Genomic DNA, 20,405 nt, shown 5'->3' on the forward strand with positions numbered 1-20,405 from the left:
GGGTCTTGAGCTTTGAACTATGACTTCATATGTTTCCGTGCAACGTCACAGAGCACCAGAAAGGTTCCCGCCCATGGAGGGGATTGCGATCCGGCTGCGGGATCTGCGGAAATCGTTCGGGGAGACGACCGCCGTGGCCGGGGTCGACCTGGAGATCAGGGACGGCGAGTTCTTCTCGATGCTCGGCCCGTCCGGCTCCGGCAAGACGACCGTGCTCCGCATGATCGCCGGCTTCGAGAGCCCCACCGGGGGCACCGTCGAACTCGCCGGCCAGGACGTCACCGGCCTCGCCCCCTTCGAACGGGACGTCCACACCGTCTTCCAGGACTACGCCCTCTTCCCGCACATGACGGTCGAGGAGAACGTCGCCTACGGCCTCAAGGTCCGCAGGGTCCCCAAGTCCGAACGCCTCGTCCGCGCCCGAAAGGCCCTGACTGAAGTGCGACTTGAGGGCTACGGCAGCCGCCGCCCCGCCCAGCTCTCCGGCGGCCAGCGCCAACGCGTCGCCCTCGCCCGCGCCCTCGTCGGCCGCCCCCGGGTGCTGCTCCTCGACGAACCGCTCGGCGCCCTCGACCTCAAGCTGCGCGAGCAGATGCAGGTCGAACTCAAGGCGCTCCAGCGGGAGGTGGGCATCACCTTCGTCTTCGTCACCCACGACCAGGAGGAGGCCCTGACGATGAGCGACCGCATCGCCGTCTTCAACGAGGGCCGCATCCAGCAGGTCGGCACCCCCGCCGAGGTCTACGAACGCCCCGCGACCCCCTTCGTCGCGTCCTTCGTCGGCACCTCCAACCTGCTGGAGGGCGAGTCCGCCCAGCGCGTCGTCGGCACCCCGGGCACCTACAGCATCCGGCCCGAGAAGATCCGCGTCCTCAAGGACTCCGCCGAGCCTGACGACCCGGACCGAGAGAGCCCGGACCATGAGAGCCAGGAACACGAGAGCGCCGTAGGCACCGTCGCCGAGGTCGTCTACCTCGGGGACTCCACCCGCTTCCTCGTCGACCTCGACGCCGGCGGCCGCCTCACCGCACTCCAGCAGAACCTGGAGACCTCCGCCGAGGACGTCGCCGCCTACCGCGGCAGCCGGGTGCGACTGCAATGGCACCGGCGCCACACGGTGCACGTTCCCGACACCCGCTGACCCTGACCCGCTCGCTCCCTCGCCCATCTCCTCCACCCATGGAGAACGTCGTGCGTCTCACCCGAACCCTCCAGGTGGCGGCCTGTGCCGCCGTCCTGCTCGCCGCCACCGCCTGCGGCTCCTCCGACAGCGGTTCGTCGGGCGGCGGCCTCAACCCCCCTGATCTCACAGCCCAGTCGAAGCTCGGCAAGAGCGAGGGCGAGGTCAACCTGATCGCCTGGGCCGGCTATGTCGAGGACGGCTCCAACGACCCCAAGGTGAACTGGGTCAGCGACTTCGAGAAGCAGACGGGCTGCAAGGTCAACTCGAAGGTCGCCGCCAGCTCCGACGAGATGGTCAAGCTGATGAAGACCGGTGAGTACGACGCCGTCTCCGCCTCCGGCGACGCCTCCCTGCGCCTCATAGCCTCCGGCGACGCGGCCCCCGTCAACACGAACCTGGTCCCCAACTACAAGGACATCTTCCCGGACTTGAAGCTCCAGGCCTGGAACTCGGTCAAGGGCAAGGCCTACGGGATCCCGCACGGACGCGGCGCCAACCTGCTGATGTACAACACCCAGAAGGTCACCCCCGCCCCGACCTCCTGGGCCGCGGTCTTCGACGACGCCTCGAAGTACAAGGGCCACGTCACGGCGTACGACTCACCGATCTACATCGCCGACGCGGCCCTCTATCTCAAGGCCGCCAAGCCCGAGTTGAAGATCAAGGACCCCTACGCGCTCGACCAGAAGCAGTTCGACGCGGCCGTCGCCCTGCTGAAGAAGCAGAACGCGGACATCGGCGAGTACTGGAGCGACTACCTCAAGGAGATCTCCGCCTTCAAGAGCGGTGACTCCGTCGTCGGCACCACCTGGCAGGTCATCGCCAACCTCACCGCCGACGAGGGCACCAGGATCAAGGCCTTCGTGCCCAAGGAGGGTTCGACCGGCTGGTCCGACACCTGGATGATCTCCGCCAAGGCCAAGCACCCCAACTGCGCCTACCAGTGGCTCAATTGGATCGTCTCCCCGAAGGTCAACGCCCAGGTCGCCGAGTACTTCGGTGAGGCCCCCGCCAACTCCAAGGCGTGCGCCGAGACCAGCGACAAGAACTTCTGCACCACCTACCACGCCGCCGACACCGCGTACTGGAAGAACATCGCCTTCTGGAACACGCCCATCGAGCAGTGCCTCGACGGCCGTACGGACGTCAAGTGCGTGCCGTACGCCAAGTGGGTGCAGGCCTGGACCGAGATCAAGGGCTGAGACATGTCCTTGCTGAACCGGACCGCGGGGGCGCTGTACCGGCGCCCCCGGCTACGGCTCTCCCTGCTGCTCACCGCGCCGCTGCTGTGGCTCGCCGTGCTCTATCTCGGCTCCCTGAGCGTGCTGTTCGTCTCCGCGTTCTGGACGACGGACTCCTTCACCTCCGAGGTCGTGAAGGTCTTCTCGACCGACAACTTCCACGAGCTGTTCACGGTGCCCGTGTACCGGCAGGTCATCCTGCGCAGCATCGGCGTCGCACTCGTCGTCACGGTCCTGTGCGCCGTGATCGCGTTCCCGCTCGCCTTCTACACGGCACGCGTCGCCAAGGCGAAGTGGCGCCCGCTGCTGGTGGTCGCCATCCTCACCCCGCTGTGGGCCAGTTACCTCGTCAAGGTGTACGCGTGGCGGCTCATCCTGTCCCAAGGCGGCCTGGCCGACTGGATGTTGAAGCCGTTCGGCCTGAGCGGACCCGGGTTCGGACTGCCCGCGACCGTCCTCACCCTGACGTACCTCTGGCTGCCGTACATGGTCCTGCCGATCCACACCGCGCTGGAGCAGCTGCCCGCCAACCTCCTCGACGCGTCAGCCGACTTGGGTGCGCGGGCCGGGCGGACCTTCCGGTCGGTCGTGCTGCCGATGGTGCTGCCGTCCGTCGCCGCCGGCTCCGTCTTCACCTTCTCGCTCAGCCTCGGCGACTACATCACCGTGCAGATCGTCGGCGGCAAGACCCAGCTCATCGGCAACCTCGTCTACTCCAACATCGAACTCAACCTGCCCATGGCCGCCGCCCTCGGCACCGTCCCCGTCGTCGTCATCGTGGTGTACCTGCTCGCGATGCGCCGCACGGGCGCGCTCAGCAGCCTGTAGATGATTCCCTCCAGCCTCCGAAGGGGGTGACATGTCATGCAGCTCTCCCGTTCCGCGCGTATCGCCCTGCGCGTTGCCGCCGGGTTCGGCTTCGCGGTGATCTACGTCCCGCTCCTGCTCGTCCTGGTCAACTCCCTCAACCCGGACCGCAGCGCGAGCTGGCCGCCGTCCACCCTGACCCTGCACTGGTGGTCGGTCGCCTGGCAGAACTCCGGTGCCCGCGCGGCCCTTTGGGTCTCCGTGAAGGCCGGTCTCGGTGCCACCGCCATCGCCCTGGTGCTCGGCACGCTGATCGCCTTCGCGGTCGCCCGGTACCGCTTCTTCGGCCGCGACGCCATCTCCTTCGTGGTCGTCCTTCCGATCGCGCTGCCCGGCATCGTCACGGGCATCGCCCTCAACTCGGCGTTCAGCACGGTACTTGAGCCGCTGGGAGTGGGCCTCGGCCTGTTCACGGTGATCGTCGGACACGCCACGTTCTGCATCGTCGTCGTCTTCAACAACGTCGTCGCCCGCCTGAGGCGCACCTCCGGGTCGTACGAGGAAGCCGCGATGGACCTGGGCGCCGACACCTTCCGCGCCTTCGTCGACGTGACCTTCCCGCTGGTGCGCTCGGCGCTCCTCGCGGGCGGACTGCTCGCGTTCGCGCTGTCCTTCGACGAGATCGTGGTGACCACGTTCACCGCCGGGCCCGGCATCGAGACCCTCCCGATCTGGATCTTCAACAACATGACCCGGCCCCAACAGGCCCCGGTCGTCAACGTGGTGGCCGCGGTGCTCGTCCTGCTCTCCGTGCTCCCGATCTACGTCGCCCAGCGGCTGTCCGCCGACACGGCCACCGCCAGCCGCGTCTGACGACTGGTCATCCCGCCTGCCGGGGTGACCAGTCGACCGGCTCAGCCCGCGAACTCCCGCATCCACGCCTCGACTTCGTCGGCCGAGCGAGGCAACCCCGCCGACAGGTTCTCGTGACCGTCCGCCGTCACCAGCAGATCGTCCTCGATCCGCACGCCGATGCCCCGCCACTCCTCCGGCACCGTCAGATCGTCGGGCTGGAAGTACAGGCCCGGCTCGACGGTGAGCACCATGCCGGGTTCGAGAACCCCGTCCACGTACTCCTCGTTGCGCGCCCGGGCACAGTCGTGGACGTCGAGCCCGAGCATGTGCCCGGTGCCGGCCATCGTGAACCGCCGCTGCAGCGCGAGCTCGTACGCCCGCTCGGCCGGCCCCTCGATGAAGCCCCACTCCACCAGCCGCTCGGCCAGGGATCGTTGGGCCGCCTCGTGGAAGTCCCGGTAGTGCGCACCCGGCTTCACCGCCGCCATGCCGGCCTCCTGGGCCTCGAACACCGCGTCGTAGACCTGGCGTTGGACCGGGGAGAACGTGCCGTTGATCGGGAGGGTGCGGGTGACGTCGGCGGTGTAGAGGCTGTGCGTCTCAACTCCGGCGTCCAGCAGGAGGAGTTCACCGGGGCGGACCGGGCCGTCGTTGTCGGTCCAGTGCATGATCGTGGCGTGCTCGCCGGCCGCGCAGATCGAGCCGTAGCCGACATGGTTGCCCTCGACGCGTGCCCGGCGGAAGAAGGTGCCCTCGATCCAGCGCTCCGAGGTGGCGACCGCCTGCGACAACTCCCGTACGACATCGGTGAATCCGCGCACCGTGGAGTCGACGGCCCGGCGCATCTCGCCGATCTCCCACGCGTCCTTGACCAGCCGCAGCCCGGAGACGGCCGACTCGAACTCGTCGTCGCGGTCCTCGTCGGTGTCGAGCGCCGCGTCCAGGGCCGGGTCGACGCCCCGGACGACGCGGGTGGGTGTCCCGGAGGCCTGCGCCAGGTCCTCGGCGATCGTGCGGATGTCACGGCAGGGCAGCCCGAGCACCTGCGCCGACTCGGCGAGCGAGCGGCGGCGGCCCATCCACAGCTCGGCGGTGTAGCCGGTCCAGAACTCGTCGGTGTCCCGGCTGTCGCGGGGGAGCTGGTAGCAGTGCGCGTCGTGGCCGCCGTCGGCGCGGGGCTCCAGGACGAGGGCGCCGTCGCGTGCCTGGTCGCCGGTGAGATGCACATAGCCGGAGTACGGGCGGAACGGGTGGTGGTCGTCGTTCGAGCGGATCAGGAGCTTCCCGGACGGCACGACGAGGCGCTCGCCCGGGAAGAGCGCGGACAGCGCGGCCCGGCGGCGCGCCGCGTGCGGTGCCTGTTCGGTCGGCTCCAGATCCGTGCGCTCGGTGTCGGCCCAACCGGTCCGCATCAGGGCGGACAACTCGTCGGAGATTCCTCGGTACAGACCGTTCTTTCGGCCCTTGACCACGTCGGGCACCTCTTCCGTGTGTGGTGGCATGCGGGTGGGGAGATCCGCGTGGGGACATACCCAGTTAGAGAGTCATGTGACATAGTACTGCCGTGAGCAAGCGACTGACCTGCGATGTCGTGGTCGTCGGAGCCGGAATGGTGGGCGCGGCCTGTGCCCTCTACGCGGCCCGGGCGGGCCTCGACGTCGTCATCGTGGACCGCGGCCCGGTCTCCGGCGGCACGACCGGCGCCGGCGAGGGCAACCTGCTCGTCTCCGACAAGGAGCCGGGCCCGGAACTCGACCTCGCCCTCCTCTCCGGCCGCCTGTGGGCACAACTCGCCGAGGAGCTGGGGGAGTTCGTCGAGTACGAGGCGAAGGGCGGCCTCGTCGTGGCCTCCACGCCCGACGGGCTCACCGCACTGGAGCGCTTCGCCGACGAGCAGCGCACCGCCGGAGTCGTCGCTGGACCGGTCCACGGCGACGCCCTCTACGACCTCGAACCCCACCTCGCCCCCGGCCTCCCGGGCGGCGTGTACTACCCCCAGGACTGCCAGGTGATGCCCGCCCTGGCCGCCGCCCACCTCGTCCGGGCCTCGGGCGCCCGCCTGCTGACCGGCCGCACGGTGACGGACGTACTCCTCAAGGCAGATGGAACGGTCCACGGCGTCCGCACGGACCGGGGCGACATCCTCGCCCCCACGGTCGTCAACGCGGCCGGCACCTGGGGCGGCGAAGTCGCCGCCCTCGCCGGAGTAACCCTCCCCGTCCTCCCGCGCCGCGGCTTCGTCCTCGTCACCGAACCGCTGCCCCGCCTGATCCGCCACAAGGTGTACGCCGCCGACTACGTGGCCGACGTGGCCAGCGACTCGGCCGCCCTGCAGACCTCGCCGGTCGTGGAGGGCACGGCCGCTGGACCGGTCCTGATCGGCGCGAGCCGTGAACGCGTGGGCTTCGACCGGGAGTTCTCGCTGCCGGTCGTCCGGGCGCTGGCGGCGGGCGCGACGAAGCTGTTCCCGTTCCTGTCCGACGTCCACGCGATGCGCTCCTACCTCGGCTTCCGTCCGTACATGCCGGACCACCTCCCGGCCATCGGCCCCGACCCCCGGGTCCCCGGCCTCGTCCACGCCTGCGGGCACGAGGGCGCGGGCATCGGACTCGCCACCGGTACAGGGCACTTGATCGCCCAACTGCTCCGCGACAAGACCCCGGACCTCGACATGACGCCCTTCCGGCCCGACCGTTTTCCTGAGTTCCCCGAGGAGGCGTCCGCGTGAACTCCCCACTGGACCTCGCCGACGCCCACCCGGGCCCGGCCTTCACGGTCACCCTCGACGGCCGTGCGATCGAGGCCCTCCCCGGCCAGACCGTCGCCGCCGCACTGTGGACGGCGGGCGTGACGTCCTGGCGCACCACCCGGGGCGAAGGCCGCCCACGCGGCGTCTTCTGCGGGATCGGCGTCTGCTACGACTGCCTCGTCACCGTCAACTCCCGCCCGAACCAACGGGCTTGCCTGGTGCCCCTGCACCCGGGCGACGCCATCCGTACGCAGGAGGGGACGGGCCACGATGACTGAGCACCGACCGCACCTCGCCGTGATCGGCGCGGGCCCGGCAGGACTCGCCGCCACCGTCGCCGCCGCGGCCCACGGCGTCCGCGTCACCCTGATCGACTCGGCGGCGCAGGCGGGCGGCCAGTTCTACCGACAGCCCGCCACCGAACTGAACGCCGGGCGCCCGCAGGCCCTGCACCACCAGTGGCGGACGTGGGAGCGGTTGAGGGACGCCCTCGCGGGACACGTGGATGCTGGCCGCGTAACGCACTTGACGGACCATCATGTGTGGCTCGTGGAGCGGCGGTTGAAGGAACAGGCCGGCGGTGCTGCCCGAGACGCCTTCACCGTGCGCGCCCTCCTCGGCCCCGCCCAGGAGTCCCCGGTCGAGGTACGCGCCGACGCCGTCCTGCTCGCCACCGGTGGCTATGAGAAGGTCCTCCCGTTCCCCGGTTGGACCGTTCCCGGGGTCCTCACCGCGGGCGGTGCCCAGGCCATGCTGAAGGGCACCCTCGCCGTCTCCGGACGCACCGCCGTGGTCGCCGGTAGCGGCCCGCTCCTCCTTCCCGTGGCAACCGGCCTCGCGACAGCCGGAGTCGAGGTGGCCGCGCTCGTCGAGTCCGCCGACCCCAAGGCGTTCGTGCGACGGGCCCGAGCACTCGCGGCGCAGCCCGGCAAGGTCGCCGAGGGCGCCCAGTACGCGGCCCAACTCCTGCGCCACCGAATCAAGTTGCTTACCCGGCACGCCGTCGTGGAGGCCCACGGCGCCGAGCGGCTGGAGGCGGTGACCGTCGCCGCACTCGACACCGACGGGCGTGTCCGGCCCGGCACCGAACGCCGGATCGCCTGCGACACCCTCGCCGTCGGCCACGGCATGCTTCCGCACACCGACCTCGCGGAGACGCTGGGTTGCGGGCTCGACGGAGTCGACGTCCAGGTCGACGACGAGCAGCGCACCGACGTCCCTGGCGTCTGGGCGGCCGGTGAGACCACCGGCATCGGCGGCGCGGCGCTCTCCCTCGCCGAGGGCCACGTCGCGGGGCGTTCCGCCGCCGCGCGCCTGAACGGCACCGAACCCGACCCGAGTTCGTGGGCGTCGGCCGCCAAGTCCCGTACGAGACTGCGGGAGTTCTTCGCCGCCCTCGACACCGTGTACGCACCGCCCGCCCGTTGGACCGATCTCGTCTCCGACGACACCGTGGTCTGCCGCTGCGAGGAGGTCACCGGGGGAGCGATCCGCGAGGCCGTTGAGGGGCTCGGTGCCGGTGACGTACGGACCGTGAAGCTGCTGACGCGGGCCGGGATGGGCTGGTGCCAGGGGCGGATGTGCGGGCCCGCCGTCGCGGGGCTGGCCGGGTGCGAACTCACCCCGTCCCGACGGCCGTTCGCGCGGCCCGTACCGCTCGGAGTGCTGGCCGGTGCCGGAGAGTCCGAGCCCGCAGCTGAGCCGGACTGACCCTGCGCCCTGTTCATCAGTGAAACGTCACGCGCTATTGAGACCCGTGCTCTTGAGATAGGACTCCCTATGACCACCACCCCGAACCGCCCCTGGCGCGGCGTCCTCGTCGCCACCGCGCTCCCGCTGACCTCCGAACTCGCCGTCGACTACGACAAGTTCGCCGAGCACTGCGCCTGGCTGGTCGAGAAGGGCTGCGACGGCGTCGTGCCGAACGGCTCGCTCGGCGAGTACCAGGTGCTCACGCCCGAGGAACGGTCCAAAGTCGTCGAGACGGCCGTCGCCGCGATCGGCGGCGCGCGCGTGATGCCCGGTGTCGCCGCCTACGGCTCCGCCGAGTCCCGCCGCTGGGCCGAGCAGGCGCGCGACGCCGGCTGCGCCTCCGTGATGCTGCTGCCGCCCAACGCCTATCGCGCCGACGAGCGTTCGGTGCTCGCGCACTACGCGGAGGTCGCGAAGGCGGGCGTGCCGATCGTGGCGTACAACAACCCCATCGACACCAAGGTCGACCTGGTGCCGGAGCTGCTCGCGAAGCTGCACGGCGAGGGGTACATCCACGCCGTCAAGGAGTTCTCCGGCGATGTCCGCCGCGCCTACCAGCTCGCCGAACTCGCCCCGGAACTCGACCTGTTGATCGGCGCCGACGACGTCCTGCTGGAGCTCGCGCTCGCGGGTGCGAAGGGCTGGGTGGCGGGTTACCCGAACGCGCTGCCCGCCGCGTCCGTCGAGCTGTACCACGCGGCGGTCGACGGCGACCTGGCCACGGCGAAGAAGCTGTACGAGCAGCTGCACCCGCTGCTGCGCTGGGACTCGAAGGTCGAGTTCGTGCAGGCCATCAAGCTGTCCATGGACATCGTCGGCCGGCGCGGCGGCCCGGTCCGTCCGCCGCGCGTCCCGCTGCTGCCCGAGCAGGAGGCGACCGTGCGGGCGGCCACCGAGAAGGCGGTCGCGGCGGGGCTCGCGTAGACGTCGCGTCCGGGCTCGCGTAGACAACGGCACAATGGTTCACCGCCCTTCATCAGGAGCGTCATGCGCAGCAAACTCGTCCTGCACGCCGTCGACTCGCACACCGAGGGCATGCCCACCCGCGTGATCACCGGCGGCATCGGCACGATCCCCGGTGCGACCATGAACGAGCGGCGGCTGTACTTCCGCGAACACCGCGACCAGATCCGGCAGTTCCTGATGAACGAGCCGCGCGGCCACTCCGCGATGAGCGGTGCCATCCTCCAGCCGCCCACCCGCCCGGACTGCGACTGGGGCGTCGTCTACATCGAGGTCTCCGGCTATCTGCCGATGTGCGGGCACGGCACGATCGGCGTGGCCACCGTGCTCGTCGAGACGGGCATGGTCGAGGTCGTCGAGCCGGTCACCACGATCCGGCTCGACACCCCGGCCGGACTCGTCGTCGCCGAAGTCGCAGTGGAGAACGGCGCCGCGAAGAACGTCACCCTCAAGAACGTCCCGTCGTTCTCCGTCGGCCTCGACCGCAAGATCACCCTTGCCGACGGGCGGACGGTGACGTACGACATGGCGTACGGCGGCAATTTCTACGCCATTCTGCCGCTGGACCAGTTCGAGCTGCCTTTGGACCGGTCCCGCAAGGACGACATCATCAAGGCGGGCCTGTCCCTCATGGAGGCGATCAACGACCGGGACGAGCCCGTCCACCCCGAGGACGACTCCATTCGCGGCTGCCATCACGTCCACCTGTACGCGCCCGGCGCCACCGCCCGGTACTCCCGGCACGCCATGGCGATCCACCCGGGCTGGTTCGACCGCTCGCCGTGCGGAACGGGCACCAGCGCCCGCATGGCGCAGCTCCACGCGCGCGGTGAACTCCCGCTGCACACCGAGTTCGTGAACGAGTCCTTCATCGGCACCCGGTTCACGGGACGGCTCCTCGACACCACCGAGGTCGCCGGAGTCCCCGCCGTGCTGCCCAGCTTCACCGGCCGGGCCTGGATCACCGGGACCGCCCAGTACCTGCTCGATCCCGCCGATCCGTTCCCGGGCGGATTCATCCTCTAGACCGGGGATAATGGCCGGTCACGCGTGACATTGCACCGTGTGTGACCTTGCACCACTAGGAGACTTCCGATGGCCGTCCAGCGAGCCAGCGCCCCGCCCGCCACCGCTCCGGACCTGCCCACGCTGGGCGGCAAGAAGAGCAGTTATCGCGAGCGGGTCGTCGACGCCCTGCGGGCCGCGATGATCGCGGGGGAGCTGCGGCCCGGCGAGGTGTACTCCGCGCCGACACTCGCCGCCCGCTTCGGTGTCTCGGCGACCCCGGTGCGCGAGGCCATGCTGGACCTGGCCAAGGAGGGGCTGGTCGACACCGTCCCGAACAAGGGGTTCCGGGTCACCGCCGTCTCCGAGAAGCAGCTCGACGAGTACACGCACATCCGCGCCCTGATCGAGATCCCCACGGTGGTGGGGCTGGCCGGGACCGCCGACCCCGTCTCGCTGGAGGCGCTGCGCCCCGCCGCCCGGGAGATCGTCCACGCGGCCGTGGCCGGTGACCTCATCGCGTACGTCGAGGCGGACACCCGTTTCCATCTCGGGTTGCTCGCGCTCGCGGGCAACGCCCACCTCGTCGAGGTCGTCGGAGATCTGCGGGGGCGCTCCCGCCTCTACGGGCTGACCGCCCTCGTCAAGGCGGGGCGGCTGCTGGCCTCCGCGCAGGAGCATCTGGAGCTGCTGGACGCGCTGTTGGACCGTGACAAGGCGGCCGTGCGTGACATCATGACCCGGCACCTGGGGCACGTCCGCGGGCTGTGGGCCGCCCACGACTGACCGGGGCCGGGAGCCGGGATCGGCTTGATCCGACCGCCGCATAACGCAAACCACTTGCGTATCTTGCGCTATTCTTGCGCACATGACGCGACGACTTGCTGAGGTGGCGAAGAAGGTCGGGGTCAGCGAGGCCACGGTCAGCCGGGTGCTCAACGGCAAACCCGGAGTCTCCGAGCCCACCCGGCAGGCGGTGCTCTCCGCCCTGGACGTTCTGGGCTACGAGCGGCCCACGCAGTTGCGCGGGGAGCGCGCGCGGCTCGTGGGACTGGTGCTGCCCGAGCTGCAGAACCCCATCTTCCCCGCCTTCGCCGAGGTGATCGGCGGCGCGCTCGCCCAACTCGGTCTGACCCCGGTGCTGTGCACCCAGACCAAGGGCGGCGTCTCCGAGGCGGACTACGTGACCCTGTTGCTCCAACAGCAGGTCTCCGGCGTCGTGTTCGCCGGCGGGCTCTACGCGCAGGCCGACGCGCCGCACGACCACTACCGGCTGCTAGCCGAGCGCAACATCCCCGTCGTCCTGGTCAACGCGGCCATCGACCACCTCGGTTTCCCGGCTGTCTCCTGCGACGACGCGGTCGCCGTCGAGCAGGCCTGGCGGCACCTCGCCTCCCTCGGCCACGAGCGCATCGGGCTCGTCCTCGGCCCCGCCGACCACATGCCGTCCGCAAGGAAGTTGGCCGCCGCGCGCGCCCTCGCGACCGATCTGCCCGACGAGTTCGTCGCCCGCGCCATCTTCTCCATCGAGGGCGGCCACGCCGCGGCCTCCCGGCTCATCGACCGGGGCGTCACCGGCATCATCTGCGCCAGCGACCCCCTCGCCCTGGGCGCGATAAGGGCCGCCCGCCGCAAGGGACTTGACGTCCCGTCACAGATTTCCGTCGTGGGTTACGACGACTCCGCCTTCATGAACTGCACCGAACCCCCGCTGACCACCGTCCGCCAGCCCATCGAGGCCATGGGCCGGGCCGCCGTGGAGCTGCTCAACTCGCAGGTCGGCGGCACCGCCGTGCCGGCCGAGGAGCTCCTCTTCGAACCGGAACTGGTGGTGCGTGGTTCCACCGCGCAAGCCCCGCGCGGCTGAGTGTCAGCACGCTGTCGAATAATTACAGATTCTGCGCGACATCTTGCGGACAGGTGTCGGCGGTGCTTGAGTGTGCGGCGCCCACCGCTCCTGCCCAGAGGGGTCCACCGATGAGAAGCACCGGGTTCCGCCGCACCTTCGCCGCGATCGGCGTCTGTTCTCTCGCGCTCACTGCCTCCGCCTGCGGGTCCGGCGACGACTCGGCGAGTGGCAAGACACGCATCACGGTCAACTGCGAGCCGCCCAAGAGCGCCAAGGTCGACCGCAAGTTCTTCGACTCCGATGTCGCGGCCTTCGAGAAGAAGAACCCGACCGTCGACGTCGTCACCCACGACGCGTTTCCCTGCCAGGACCCGAAAACCTTCGACGCCAAACTCGCCGGCGGCCAGATGGAGGACGTGTTCTACACGTACTTCACCGACGCCAAGCACGTCGTCGACATCAATCAGGCCGCCGATCTCACGCCGTACATCAAGGAGTTGAAGAGTTACGACACGCTGCAGAAGCAGCTGCGTGACATCTACACCGTCGACGGCAAGATCTACGGCATCCCGCGCACCGGCTACTCGATGGGCCTGATCTACAACCGCAAGCTCTTCCAGCAGGCCGGACTCGACCCCGACAAGGCGCCGACGACCTGGGCCGAGGTCCGGGCCGATGCCAAGAAGATAGCCGCGCTCGGCAACGGCACCGTCGGCTACGCCGACTACAGCGCCCAGAACCAAGGGGGTTGGCACTTCACCGCCGAGATGTACTCGCAGGGCGGCGACGTCGTCAGCGCCGACGGCAAGAAGGCGACCATCGACACGCCCCAGGGCCACGCAGTGCTGCAGAACCTGCACGACATGCGCTGGACCGACAACTCGATGGGCAGCAAGCAGCTCCTGGTCATCAACGACGTGCAGCAGCTGATGGGTTCGGGCAAGCTCGGCATGTACCTCTCCGCGCCGGACAACATCCCGATCCTGGTCAAGGAGAAGGGCGGCAACTACGACGACCTCGCCCTCGGCCCGATGCCCGGCGGCCAGGGCACGCTCATCGGCGGCGACGGCTACATGTTCAACAAGCACGACACGCCCGCCCAGATCCGCGCCGGCCTCAAGTGGCTCGACAGCATGTTCCTCACCCCGGGCAGCGGCTTCCTCGGCGACTACGCCCGCGCCAAGAAGGCCAACGCGCCCGTCGGACTGCCCGAGCCGCGCCTGTTCAGCGGCGCCGCCGACGCCAAGGACCAGCAGGTCAAGAAGGCCAACTCCAATGTCCCGGTGGCGAATTACCAGGCCTTCCTCGACGGCAACCAGTCCCTCCAGATGAAGATCGAGCCGCCGGACGCCCAGCAGATCTACTCCGTCCTCGACGGAGCCGTCTCCGCCGTCCTCACCAAGAAGGACGCGAACATCGACCAACTCCTCAAGGACGCCTCCGGAAAGATCGACGGCATCCTGGCCCGGGGCTGACCCGATGACCCGGACGGCCACCCGGAGTCCCGTCGAGACGACGGCAGTTCGACAGGTCGAGGCGCCGCCCCCGCCAGGGGGCTTGGGGCGGCGCCGCCTCCTCGACCAGGCGCGCGCCTACGCCTTCCTCATCGGCGGCCTGATCTGCTTCGCCCTGTTCTCCTGGTACCCGGCGATCCGCGCGGTCGTGATCGCCTTCCAGAAGTACACGCCCGGCTCCTCGCCCGAGTGGGTCGGCACCGACAACTTCACCCAGGTCTGGCACGACCCCGAGTTCGCCGCGGCCTGGCGCAACACCCTCGTCTTCACCGCGCTGGCCCTGCTCATCGGCTTCGCGATCCCCTTCGTACTCGCCCTGGTCCTCAACGAGTTGAGGCACTGGAAGGCCTTCTTCAGGGTCGTCGTCTACCTCCCGGTGATGATCCCGCCGGTGGTCACCGCCCTGCTGTGGAAGTGGTTCTACGACCCGGGAGCGGGCCTCGCCAACGAGACGCTGCGCTTCCTGCACCTGCCCACCTCGAACTGGTCCAACGGCACCGACACCGCCCTCATCTCCCTGGTGATCGTGGCCACTTGGGCCAACCTGGGCGGCACCGTCCTGATCTACCTGGCCGCGCTCCAGTCCATCCCCGGCGAGCTGTACGAGGCCGCCGAACTGGACGGCGCGAGCCTGCTGCAACGCGTCCGGCATGTGACGATCCCTCAGACCCGGTTCGTCATCCTGATGCTGATGCTCCTTCAGATCATCGCCACGATGCAGGTGTTCACCGAACCGTTCGTCATCACCGGCGGCGGACCGGAGAGCGCCACCGTCACCGTCCTCTACCTGATCTACAAGTACGCCTTCCTCTACAACGACTTCGGCGGCGCCTGCGCGCTCAGCGTGATGCTCCTCGTGCTGCTCGGCGTCTTCTCGGCCCTCTATCTGCGGCTGACCCGCTCCGGAGAGGACGACCTGTGACCACCCGCACGCTGCTCTCCCCGGCAAGCCTCGCCCGGCCGCGCGGAAAGGCCGTCTACTGGACGGTGTTCACCGGCGTCGTCGTGCTCTTCGCCCTGGCCTTCCTCTTCCCCGTCTACTGGATGGTGACCGGCGCGATGAAGTCGCCGGACGAGATCGCGCAGACCCCGCCCACGATCGTGCCCCACCACCTGCACATCAGCGGCTACACCGACGCCTGGGACCTGATGCAGCTCCCGGAGCACCTGTGGAACACGGTCGTCCAGGCCGCCGGCGCCTGGGCGTTCCAGCTGGTCCTGTGCACGGCCGCCGCCTACGCCCTGTCCAAACTCAAGCCCGCCTTCGGCAAGTTGATCCTCGGCGGCATCCTGGCGACGCTGATGGTTCCGGCCCAGGCACTCGTCGTACCCAAGTACCTGACCGCCGCCGACCTCCCGCTGATCCACACCAGCCTGCTCAACAGCCCCCTCGGCATCTGGCTGCCCGCCGTCGCCAACGCCTTCAACCTGTATCTCCTCAAGCGGTTCTTCGACCAACTCCCGCGCGACGTCATGGAAGCCGCCGAGATCGACGGCGCCGGGAAACTCCGCATCCTGTGGTCCATCGTCCTGCCCATGTCCCGCCCGGTCCTCGGCGTCGTGTCGATCTTCGCGCTCGTCGCCGTCTGGCAGGACTTCCTGTGGCCGCTGATGGTCTTCTCCGACACCGACAAACAGCCGATCAGCGTGGCACTCGTCCAGCTGTCCCAGAACATCCAACTGACCGTGCTCATCGCCGCGATGGTGATCGCGAGCATCCCCATGGTCGCGATGTTCCTGGTCTTCCAGCGGCACATCATCGCCGGGATCAGCGCGGGCAGCACGAAGGGCTGACACCGCCCCCTTCGACGCCCCCGACAGAAAGGCCAGCACCGTGGGACAGCCCACCCCTGCCCAGAGCCAGGACGACTGGTGGCGCTCCGCCGTCATCTACCAGGTCTACGTCCGCAGCTTCGCGGACGGCGACGGCGACGGCACCGGCGACCTCGCGGGCGTCCGCTCCCGACTGCCGTATCTCGCCCAACTCGGCGTGGACGCCCTCTGGTTCAATCCCTGGTACCTGTCACCGATGAAGGACGGCGGCTACGACGTCGCCGACTACCGCGCCATCGACCCGGCCTTCGGATCGCTCGCCGAGGCGGAGAAACTCATCGCCGAGGCACGGGAGTTGGGCATCCGCACGATCGTCGACATCGTGCCCAACCACGTCTCCGACCAGCACCCGTGGTTCCGCGCCGCCCTCGCCGGCGGCCCCGAACGCGAGCTGTTCCACTTCCGCCCGGGTCGCGGCGAACACGGTGAACTCCCGCCCAACGACTGGCCGTCGCAGTTCGCCGGCTCCACCGAACCCGTGTGGACCCGCCTCCCCGACGGCGACTGGTACCTCCACCTGTTCACCCCCGAACAGCCCGACCTCAACTGGGCCCACCCGGCGGTGCGTCAGGAGCACGAGGACATCCTGCGCTTCTGGTTCGAGCGCGGCGTCGAGGGCGTCCGCATCGACTCGGCGGCGCTGCTCGCCAAGGACCCGGACCTGCCCGACTTCGTCGAGGGCCGCGACCCGAACCCCTTCGTGGACCGCGACGAACTCCACGACATCTACCGCTCCTGGCGGGCCGTCGCCGACGAGTACGGCGGCGTCTTCGTCGGCGAGGTCTGGCTCCCCGACACCGAACGCTTCGCCCGCTACCTGCGCCCCGACGAACTGCACACCGCCTTCAACTTCGCCTTCCTGTCCTGCCCTTGGGACCCGGACCGACTGCGCGCCTCGATCGACGAGACCCTCGCCGAGCACGCCCCGATCGGCGCGCCCGCCACCTGGGTCCTGTGCAACCACGACGTGACCCGCACGGTCACCCGCTACGGCCGCGCCGACACCGGCTTCGACTTCGCCACCAAGGCCTTCGGCACCCCGACCGACCTCGCCCTCGGCACCCGGCGCGCACGGGCGGCGGCTTTGCTCTCGCTGGCCCTGCCCGGGGTCGTCTACCTCTACCAGGGGGAGGAGCTGGGACTGCCCGAGGTCGAGCTGCCCGTCGACCGCATACAGGATCCGATGTACCTCCGGTCCGGCGGCACCGACCCCGGCCGCGACGGCTGCCGGGTGCCGCTGCCCTGGGTCGAGGAAGCGCCGTACGCGGGCTTCGGTTCGCGCGGTGAGCCGTGGCTGCCGCAGCCGGTCGGCTGGACATCGTATGCGGTCGACCGTCAGCAGCGGACCGCCGACTCCATACTCAACCTCTACCGCGAGGCGATCCACCTCCGGCCGGTCTTCGGCGACGGTCCCCTCACCTGGCTGCCCGCCCCCGACGGCGTCCTCGCCTTCGCCCGCGCGGAGGGCGTGACCTGCGTGGTCAACCTCGCCGACGCACCCGCCGACCTCCCCGCCCACACCCACCTCCTGCTGACCAGCGGCCCCCTGGACGACCAGGGACGCCTGCCGCGGGACACGGCCGCCTGGCTGCGCACCGCATAGCCGCCGGCCCCCGGCCGTCACCCTGCATCCGCTATCCCCGCACCCCCACCTCGAAGGGATCGGCACATGCACAGCACCACCTTCCGATCTGTCAGGCGCATGCCAATCATAGGTGCGACCGTCGCGCTCGCCGCCGGCATGCTCGTCGCCCTGACCCCCGCCGCCGCCCACGCGGCCTCGGGCGCCTCCCTCCCCTTCACCTCCGTCGAGGCCGAGTCGGCCACCACCACCGGCACGAAGATCGGCCCCGACTACACCCAGGGGACCCTCGCCTCCGAAGCCTCGGGACGCCAGGCCGTACGGCTCACCTCCGGGCAGCGGGTCGAGTTCACCGTGCCGCGCGCGGCCAACGCCGTGAACGTGTCCTACAACGTCCCGGACGGCCAGAGCGGCAGCCTCGACGTTTACGTCAACGGGGTCAAGATCAGCAAGACGCTCGCCGTCACCTCCAAGTACTCGTACGTCGACACGAGTTGGATCGCGGGCGCCAAGACGCACCACTTCTTCGACAACTCTCGGCTCCTGCTCGGCCAGAACGTGCAGCAGGGCGACAAGGTCGCGTTCGTGGCGACGGGCACCCAAGTCACCGTCGACGTCGCCGACTTCGAGCAGGTCGCCGGGGCCGCCGCGCAGCCCGCCGGTTCGGTGTCCGTGGTCTCCAAGGGTGCCGACCCCAGCGGCGCGGGCGACTCCACCCAGGCCTTCCGGGACGCCATCTCCGCAGCACAAGGGGGAGTGGTGTGGATCCCGCCGGGCGACTACCGGCTCACCTCATCGCTCAGCGGTGTGCAGAACGTGACGCTCCAGGGCGCCGGTCAGTGGTACTCGGTCGTGCACACCTCGCGCTTCATCGACCAGTCCAGCTCCTCCGGCGGCGTCCACATCAAGGACTTCGCGGTCATCGGAGAGGTCACCGAACGCGTCGACTCCAACCCGGACAACTTCGTCAACGGCTCGCTGGGACCGGGCAGTTCGGTCTCCGGCATGTGGATCCAGCACCTCAAGGTCGGCCTCTGGCTGACGGGCAACAACGACAACCTCGTCGTCGAGAACAACCGCGTCCTCGACACCACCGCCGACGGCCTCAACCTCAACGGCAACGCCCACGGCGTCATCGTCCGCAACAACTTCCTGCGCAACCAGGGCGACGACTCCCTCGCCATGTGGTCGCTCAACTCCCCGGACACCAACAGCAGTTTCGAGAACAACACCATCTCCCAGCCGAACCTCGCCAACGGCATCGCGATCTACGGCGGCACGAACATCGCCGTCCGGAACAACCTGGTCTCCGACACCAACGCCCTCGGCAGCGGCATCGCGATCTCCAACCAGAAGTTCCTCGACCCCTTCTCCCCGCTCGCCGGGACGATCACGGTCGACGGCAACACCCTCGTCCGCACCGGCGCGATCAACCCCAACTGGGGCCATCCCATGGGCGCGTTGCGCGTCGACTCCTACGACAGCGCGGTCAACGCCACCGTCAACATCACCAACACGACGATCACCAACAGCCCTTACAGTGCCTTCGAGTTCGTGTCCGGCGGCGGGCACGGCTACTCGACCGGCAACGTCACCGTGAGCGGGGCGAGCGTGCAGAACACCGGCACGGTCGTCGTCCAGGCCGAGGCGCAGGGCGCGGCCAGGTTCAGCAACGTGCAGGCCACCGGCGTCGGCGCGGCCGGTATCTACAACTGTCCCTACCCGTCAGGCTCCGGGGTCTTCAGCCTCACCGACGGCGGCGGCAACTCCGGCTGGAGCAGCACCTGGTCGGACTGCTCGACCTGGCCGCAGCCCGGTCAGGGCAACCCGCCCCCGGACCAGAACACCAACCTCGCCAAGGGCCGCCCCGCCACGGCGACCGGCTCGCAGGACGTCTACACGCCGGGCAAGGCGGTCGACGGCGACGCGAACACCTACTGGGAGTCCGCCAACAACGCCTTCCCACAGGCCTGGACGGTCGACCTCGGCTCCAACCAGGCCGTACGCAGGCTGGTGTTGAAGCTCCCGCCGTCCTCCGCGTGGGGCGCCCGCACGCAGACGCTGTCCGTGCTGGGCAGCACCGACGGCTCGGCCTACTCGACCGTCGTCGGCTCCACCGGCTACCGCTTCGACCCGGCGACCGGGAACACGGTCACCGTGGCGCTCCCGAGTGGCACGAACCTGCGCTATGTGCGGCTCAACGTCACCGCCAACACCGGCTGGCCGGCGGCCCAGTTCAGCGAAGTGGAGGCGTATCAGACTTCGTGAGCCGGTCCTGAATCGGGAGCGTCCCGCGCTTCGCCGCCTGGATCTGCTCGTAGACATGGGTCCGCAGTTCGGCGAAGCGCGGGGCGACCCGGGTGTGCAACTGGTCGCGCTCCACGGGCAGATCGACCTTCAGCTGCTCCTGCACGACGGTCGGCGACGCGGACAGCACGACCACCCGCTCGCCCAAGTACACGGCCTCGTCGATGTCGTGGGTCACGAACAGGATCGTGATCCCGCGCTCCCGCCACAACCCCCGTACCAGGTCCTCCAGATCGGCCCGGGTCTGCGCGTCGACCGCCGCGAACGGCTCGTCCATGAGCAGGACTTCGGGCTCGTACGCCAGCGCCCGTGCGATCGCGACCCGCTGCTGCATCCCGCCGGACAGCTGCCACGGATACGCCCCCGCGGCCTCCGTCAGCCCGACCGACTCCAGTGCGTCGGCCACCAGTTCACGCCGTCGGGACTTCGACAAGTTCTTCTGCTTCAAAGGGAGTTCGACGTTCTCGCCGACCCGCATCCAGGGGAAGAGGCTGCGCCCGTACTCCTGGAACACGAATGCCATCCCGGGCGGCGGACCGCTCACCTTCCGTCCACCCAGGAGGACTTCGCCCGCGGTCGGGGTGAGCAGGCCGCCCATGCACTTCAGCAGTGTGGTCTTGCCGCAGCCCGACGGGCCGACGAGACAGACGAGTTCGCCGGCGTCGACGGTGAAGGTGAGGTCCCGCACCGCCTCCACCCGGCGACCGGAACCCTCGTAGACCTTGTGCAGGCCGGATACGTCGAGTTGCGCGTGCATGGACCGCC

The 20,405-nt window shown here is 69.5% G+C and carries 18 protein-coding genes; 16 read left to right on the plus strand and 2 right to left on the minus strand.

Annotated elements, in window-relative coordinates:
- Positions 1 to 73: 73 nt before the first annotated feature.
- The 4 genes from R2B38_RS36150 to R2B38_RS36165 are packed head-to-tail and all read left to right on the plus strand — an operon-like array spanning position 74 to position 4,104.
- On the plus strand, positions 74 to 1,141 hold the full coding sequence (locus R2B38_RS36150) for an ABC transporter ATP-binding protein (protein WP_318020016.1): 1,068 nt from the start codon (positions 74 to 76) through the stop codon (positions 1,139 to 1,141).
- Between the two features lie 50 nt (positions 1,142 to 1,191).
- Positions 1,192 to 2,385 (plus strand): ABC transporter substrate-binding protein, encoded by a 1,194-nt coding sequence (locus R2B38_RS36155; protein WP_318020017.1) that lies wholly within the window; start codon positions 1,192 to 1,194, stop codon positions 2,383 to 2,385.
- Positions 2,386 to 2,388: 3 nt separating this feature from the next.
- A complete protein-coding gene (locus R2B38_RS36160) occupies positions 2,389 to 3,252 on the plus strand; it encodes an ABC transporter permease (protein WP_318020018.1) in 864 nt (287 codons plus the stop codon).
- A 36-nt stretch (positions 3,253 to 3,288) separates the two neighbouring features.
- Positions 3,289 to 4,104, plus strand: a complete 816-nt coding sequence (locus R2B38_RS36165; RefSeq protein ID WP_318020019.1) for an ABC transporter permease — start codon at positions 3,289 to 3,291, stop codon at positions 4,102 to 4,104.
- Positions 4,105 to 4,145: 41 nt separating this feature from the next.
- Here R2B38_RS36165 and R2B38_RS36170 read toward each other — a convergent pair whose 3' ends face one another.
- Positions 4,146 to 5,558 carry an aminopeptidase P family protein gene (locus tag R2B38_RS36170; RefSeq protein ID WP_318020020.1) on the minus strand — a complete coding sequence of 471 codons (1,413 nt, stop codon included), beginning with the start codon at positions 5,556 to 5,558 and terminating at the stop codon, positions 4,146 to 4,148.
- Between the two features lie 92 nt (positions 5,559 to 5,650).
- Here R2B38_RS36170 and R2B38_RS36175 point away from each other — a divergent pair, with 92 nt between their 5' ends.
- The 12 genes from R2B38_RS36175 (at position 5,651) to R2B38_RS36230 (ending at position 19,601) form a co-directional block, all read left to right on the plus strand.
- Complete coding sequence (locus R2B38_RS36175) at positions 5,651 to 6,814, plus strand: FAD-binding oxidoreductase (RefSeq protein WP_318020021.1); 1,164 nt, start codon at positions 5,651 to 5,653, stop codon at positions 6,812 to 6,814.
- Complete coding sequence (locus R2B38_RS36180) at positions 6,811 to 7,113, plus strand: (2Fe-2S)-binding protein (protein ID WP_318020022.1); 303 nt, start codon at positions 6,811 to 6,813, stop codon at positions 7,111 to 7,113. The genes R2B38_RS36175 and R2B38_RS36180 overlap by 4 nt, the downstream gene beginning before the upstream one ends.
- On the plus strand, positions 7,106 to 8,545 hold the full coding sequence (locus R2B38_RS36185; RefSeq protein ID WP_318020023.1) for an FAD-dependent oxidoreductase: 1,440 nt from the start codon (positions 7,106 to 7,108) through the stop codon (positions 8,543 to 8,545). The genes R2B38_RS36180 and R2B38_RS36185 overlap by 8 nt, the downstream gene beginning before the upstream one ends.
- 69 nt (positions 8,546 to 8,614) lie before the next feature.
- The gene (locus tag R2B38_RS36190; protein ID WP_318020024.1) at positions 8,615 to 9,511 is read left to right on the plus strand and encodes a dihydrodipicolinate synthase family protein; all 897 of its coding nucleotides are present in this window, start codon (positions 8,615 to 8,617) and stop codon (positions 9,509 to 9,511) included.
- Between the two features lie 63 nt (positions 9,512 to 9,574).
- Complete coding sequence (locus R2B38_RS36195; RefSeq protein WP_318020025.1) at positions 9,575 to 10,576, plus strand: proline racemase family protein; 1,002 nt, start codon at positions 9,575 to 9,577, stop codon at positions 10,574 to 10,576.
- 69 nt (positions 10,577 to 10,645) lie between these two features.
- Complete coding sequence (locus R2B38_RS36200; protein ID WP_033281648.1) at positions 10,646 to 11,341, plus strand: GntR family transcriptional regulator; 696 nt, start codon at positions 10,646 to 10,648, stop codon at positions 11,339 to 11,341.
- 82 nt (positions 11,342 to 11,423) lie between these two features.
- Positions 11,424 to 12,422 (plus strand): LacI family DNA-binding transcriptional regulator, encoded by a 999-nt coding sequence (locus tag R2B38_RS36205; RefSeq protein WP_318020026.1) that lies wholly within the window; start codon positions 11,424 to 11,426, stop codon positions 12,420 to 12,422.
- 110 nt (positions 12,423 to 12,532) lie between these two features.
- Entirely contained in the window at positions 12,533 to 13,879 is a 1,347-nt protein-coding gene (locus R2B38_RS36210) for an ABC transporter substrate-binding protein (protein WP_318020027.1), read from the plus strand.
- Between the two features lie 4 nt (positions 13,880 to 13,883).
- Positions 13,884 to 14,840, plus strand: a complete 957-nt coding sequence (locus R2B38_RS36215; RefSeq protein ID WP_318020028.1) for a sugar ABC transporter permease — start codon at positions 13,884 to 13,886, stop codon at positions 14,838 to 14,840.
- Positions 14,837 to 15,712, plus strand: a complete 876-nt coding sequence (locus tag R2B38_RS36220) for a carbohydrate ABC transporter permease (RefSeq protein WP_033281652.1) — start codon at positions 14,837 to 14,839, stop codon at positions 15,710 to 15,712. The genes R2B38_RS36215 and R2B38_RS36220 overlap by 4 nt, the downstream gene beginning before the upstream one ends.
- A gap of 40 nt (positions 15,713 to 15,752) precedes the next feature.
- Positions 15,753 to 17,354 (plus strand): glycoside hydrolase family 13 protein, encoded by a 1,602-nt coding sequence (locus tag R2B38_RS36225; RefSeq protein ID WP_318020029.1) that lies wholly within the window; start codon positions 15,753 to 15,755, stop codon positions 17,352 to 17,354.
- Positions 17,355 to 17,420: 66 nt separating this feature from the next.
- Positions 17,421 to 19,601, plus strand: coding sequence for a discoidin domain-containing protein (locus R2B38_RS36230; RefSeq protein WP_318020030.1), 2,181 nt, complete (start codon positions 17,421 to 17,423; stop codon positions 19,599 to 19,601).
- Here the strand turns inward: R2B38_RS36230 and R2B38_RS36235 are convergent.
- Positions 19,570 to 20,397, minus strand: a complete 828-nt coding sequence (locus R2B38_RS36235; protein WP_318020031.1) for an ABC transporter ATP-binding protein — start codon at positions 20,395 to 20,397, stop codon at positions 19,570 to 19,572. The genes R2B38_RS36230 and R2B38_RS36235 overlap by 32 nt on opposite strands.
- Between the last annotated feature and the right edge of the window lie 8 nt (positions 20,398 to 20,405).

Origin of the sequence: Streptomyces sp. N50, from assembly GCF_033335955.1 — a bacterium.
GTDB lineage: Bacteria > Actinomycetota > Actinomycetes > Streptomycetales > Streptomycetaceae > Streptomyces.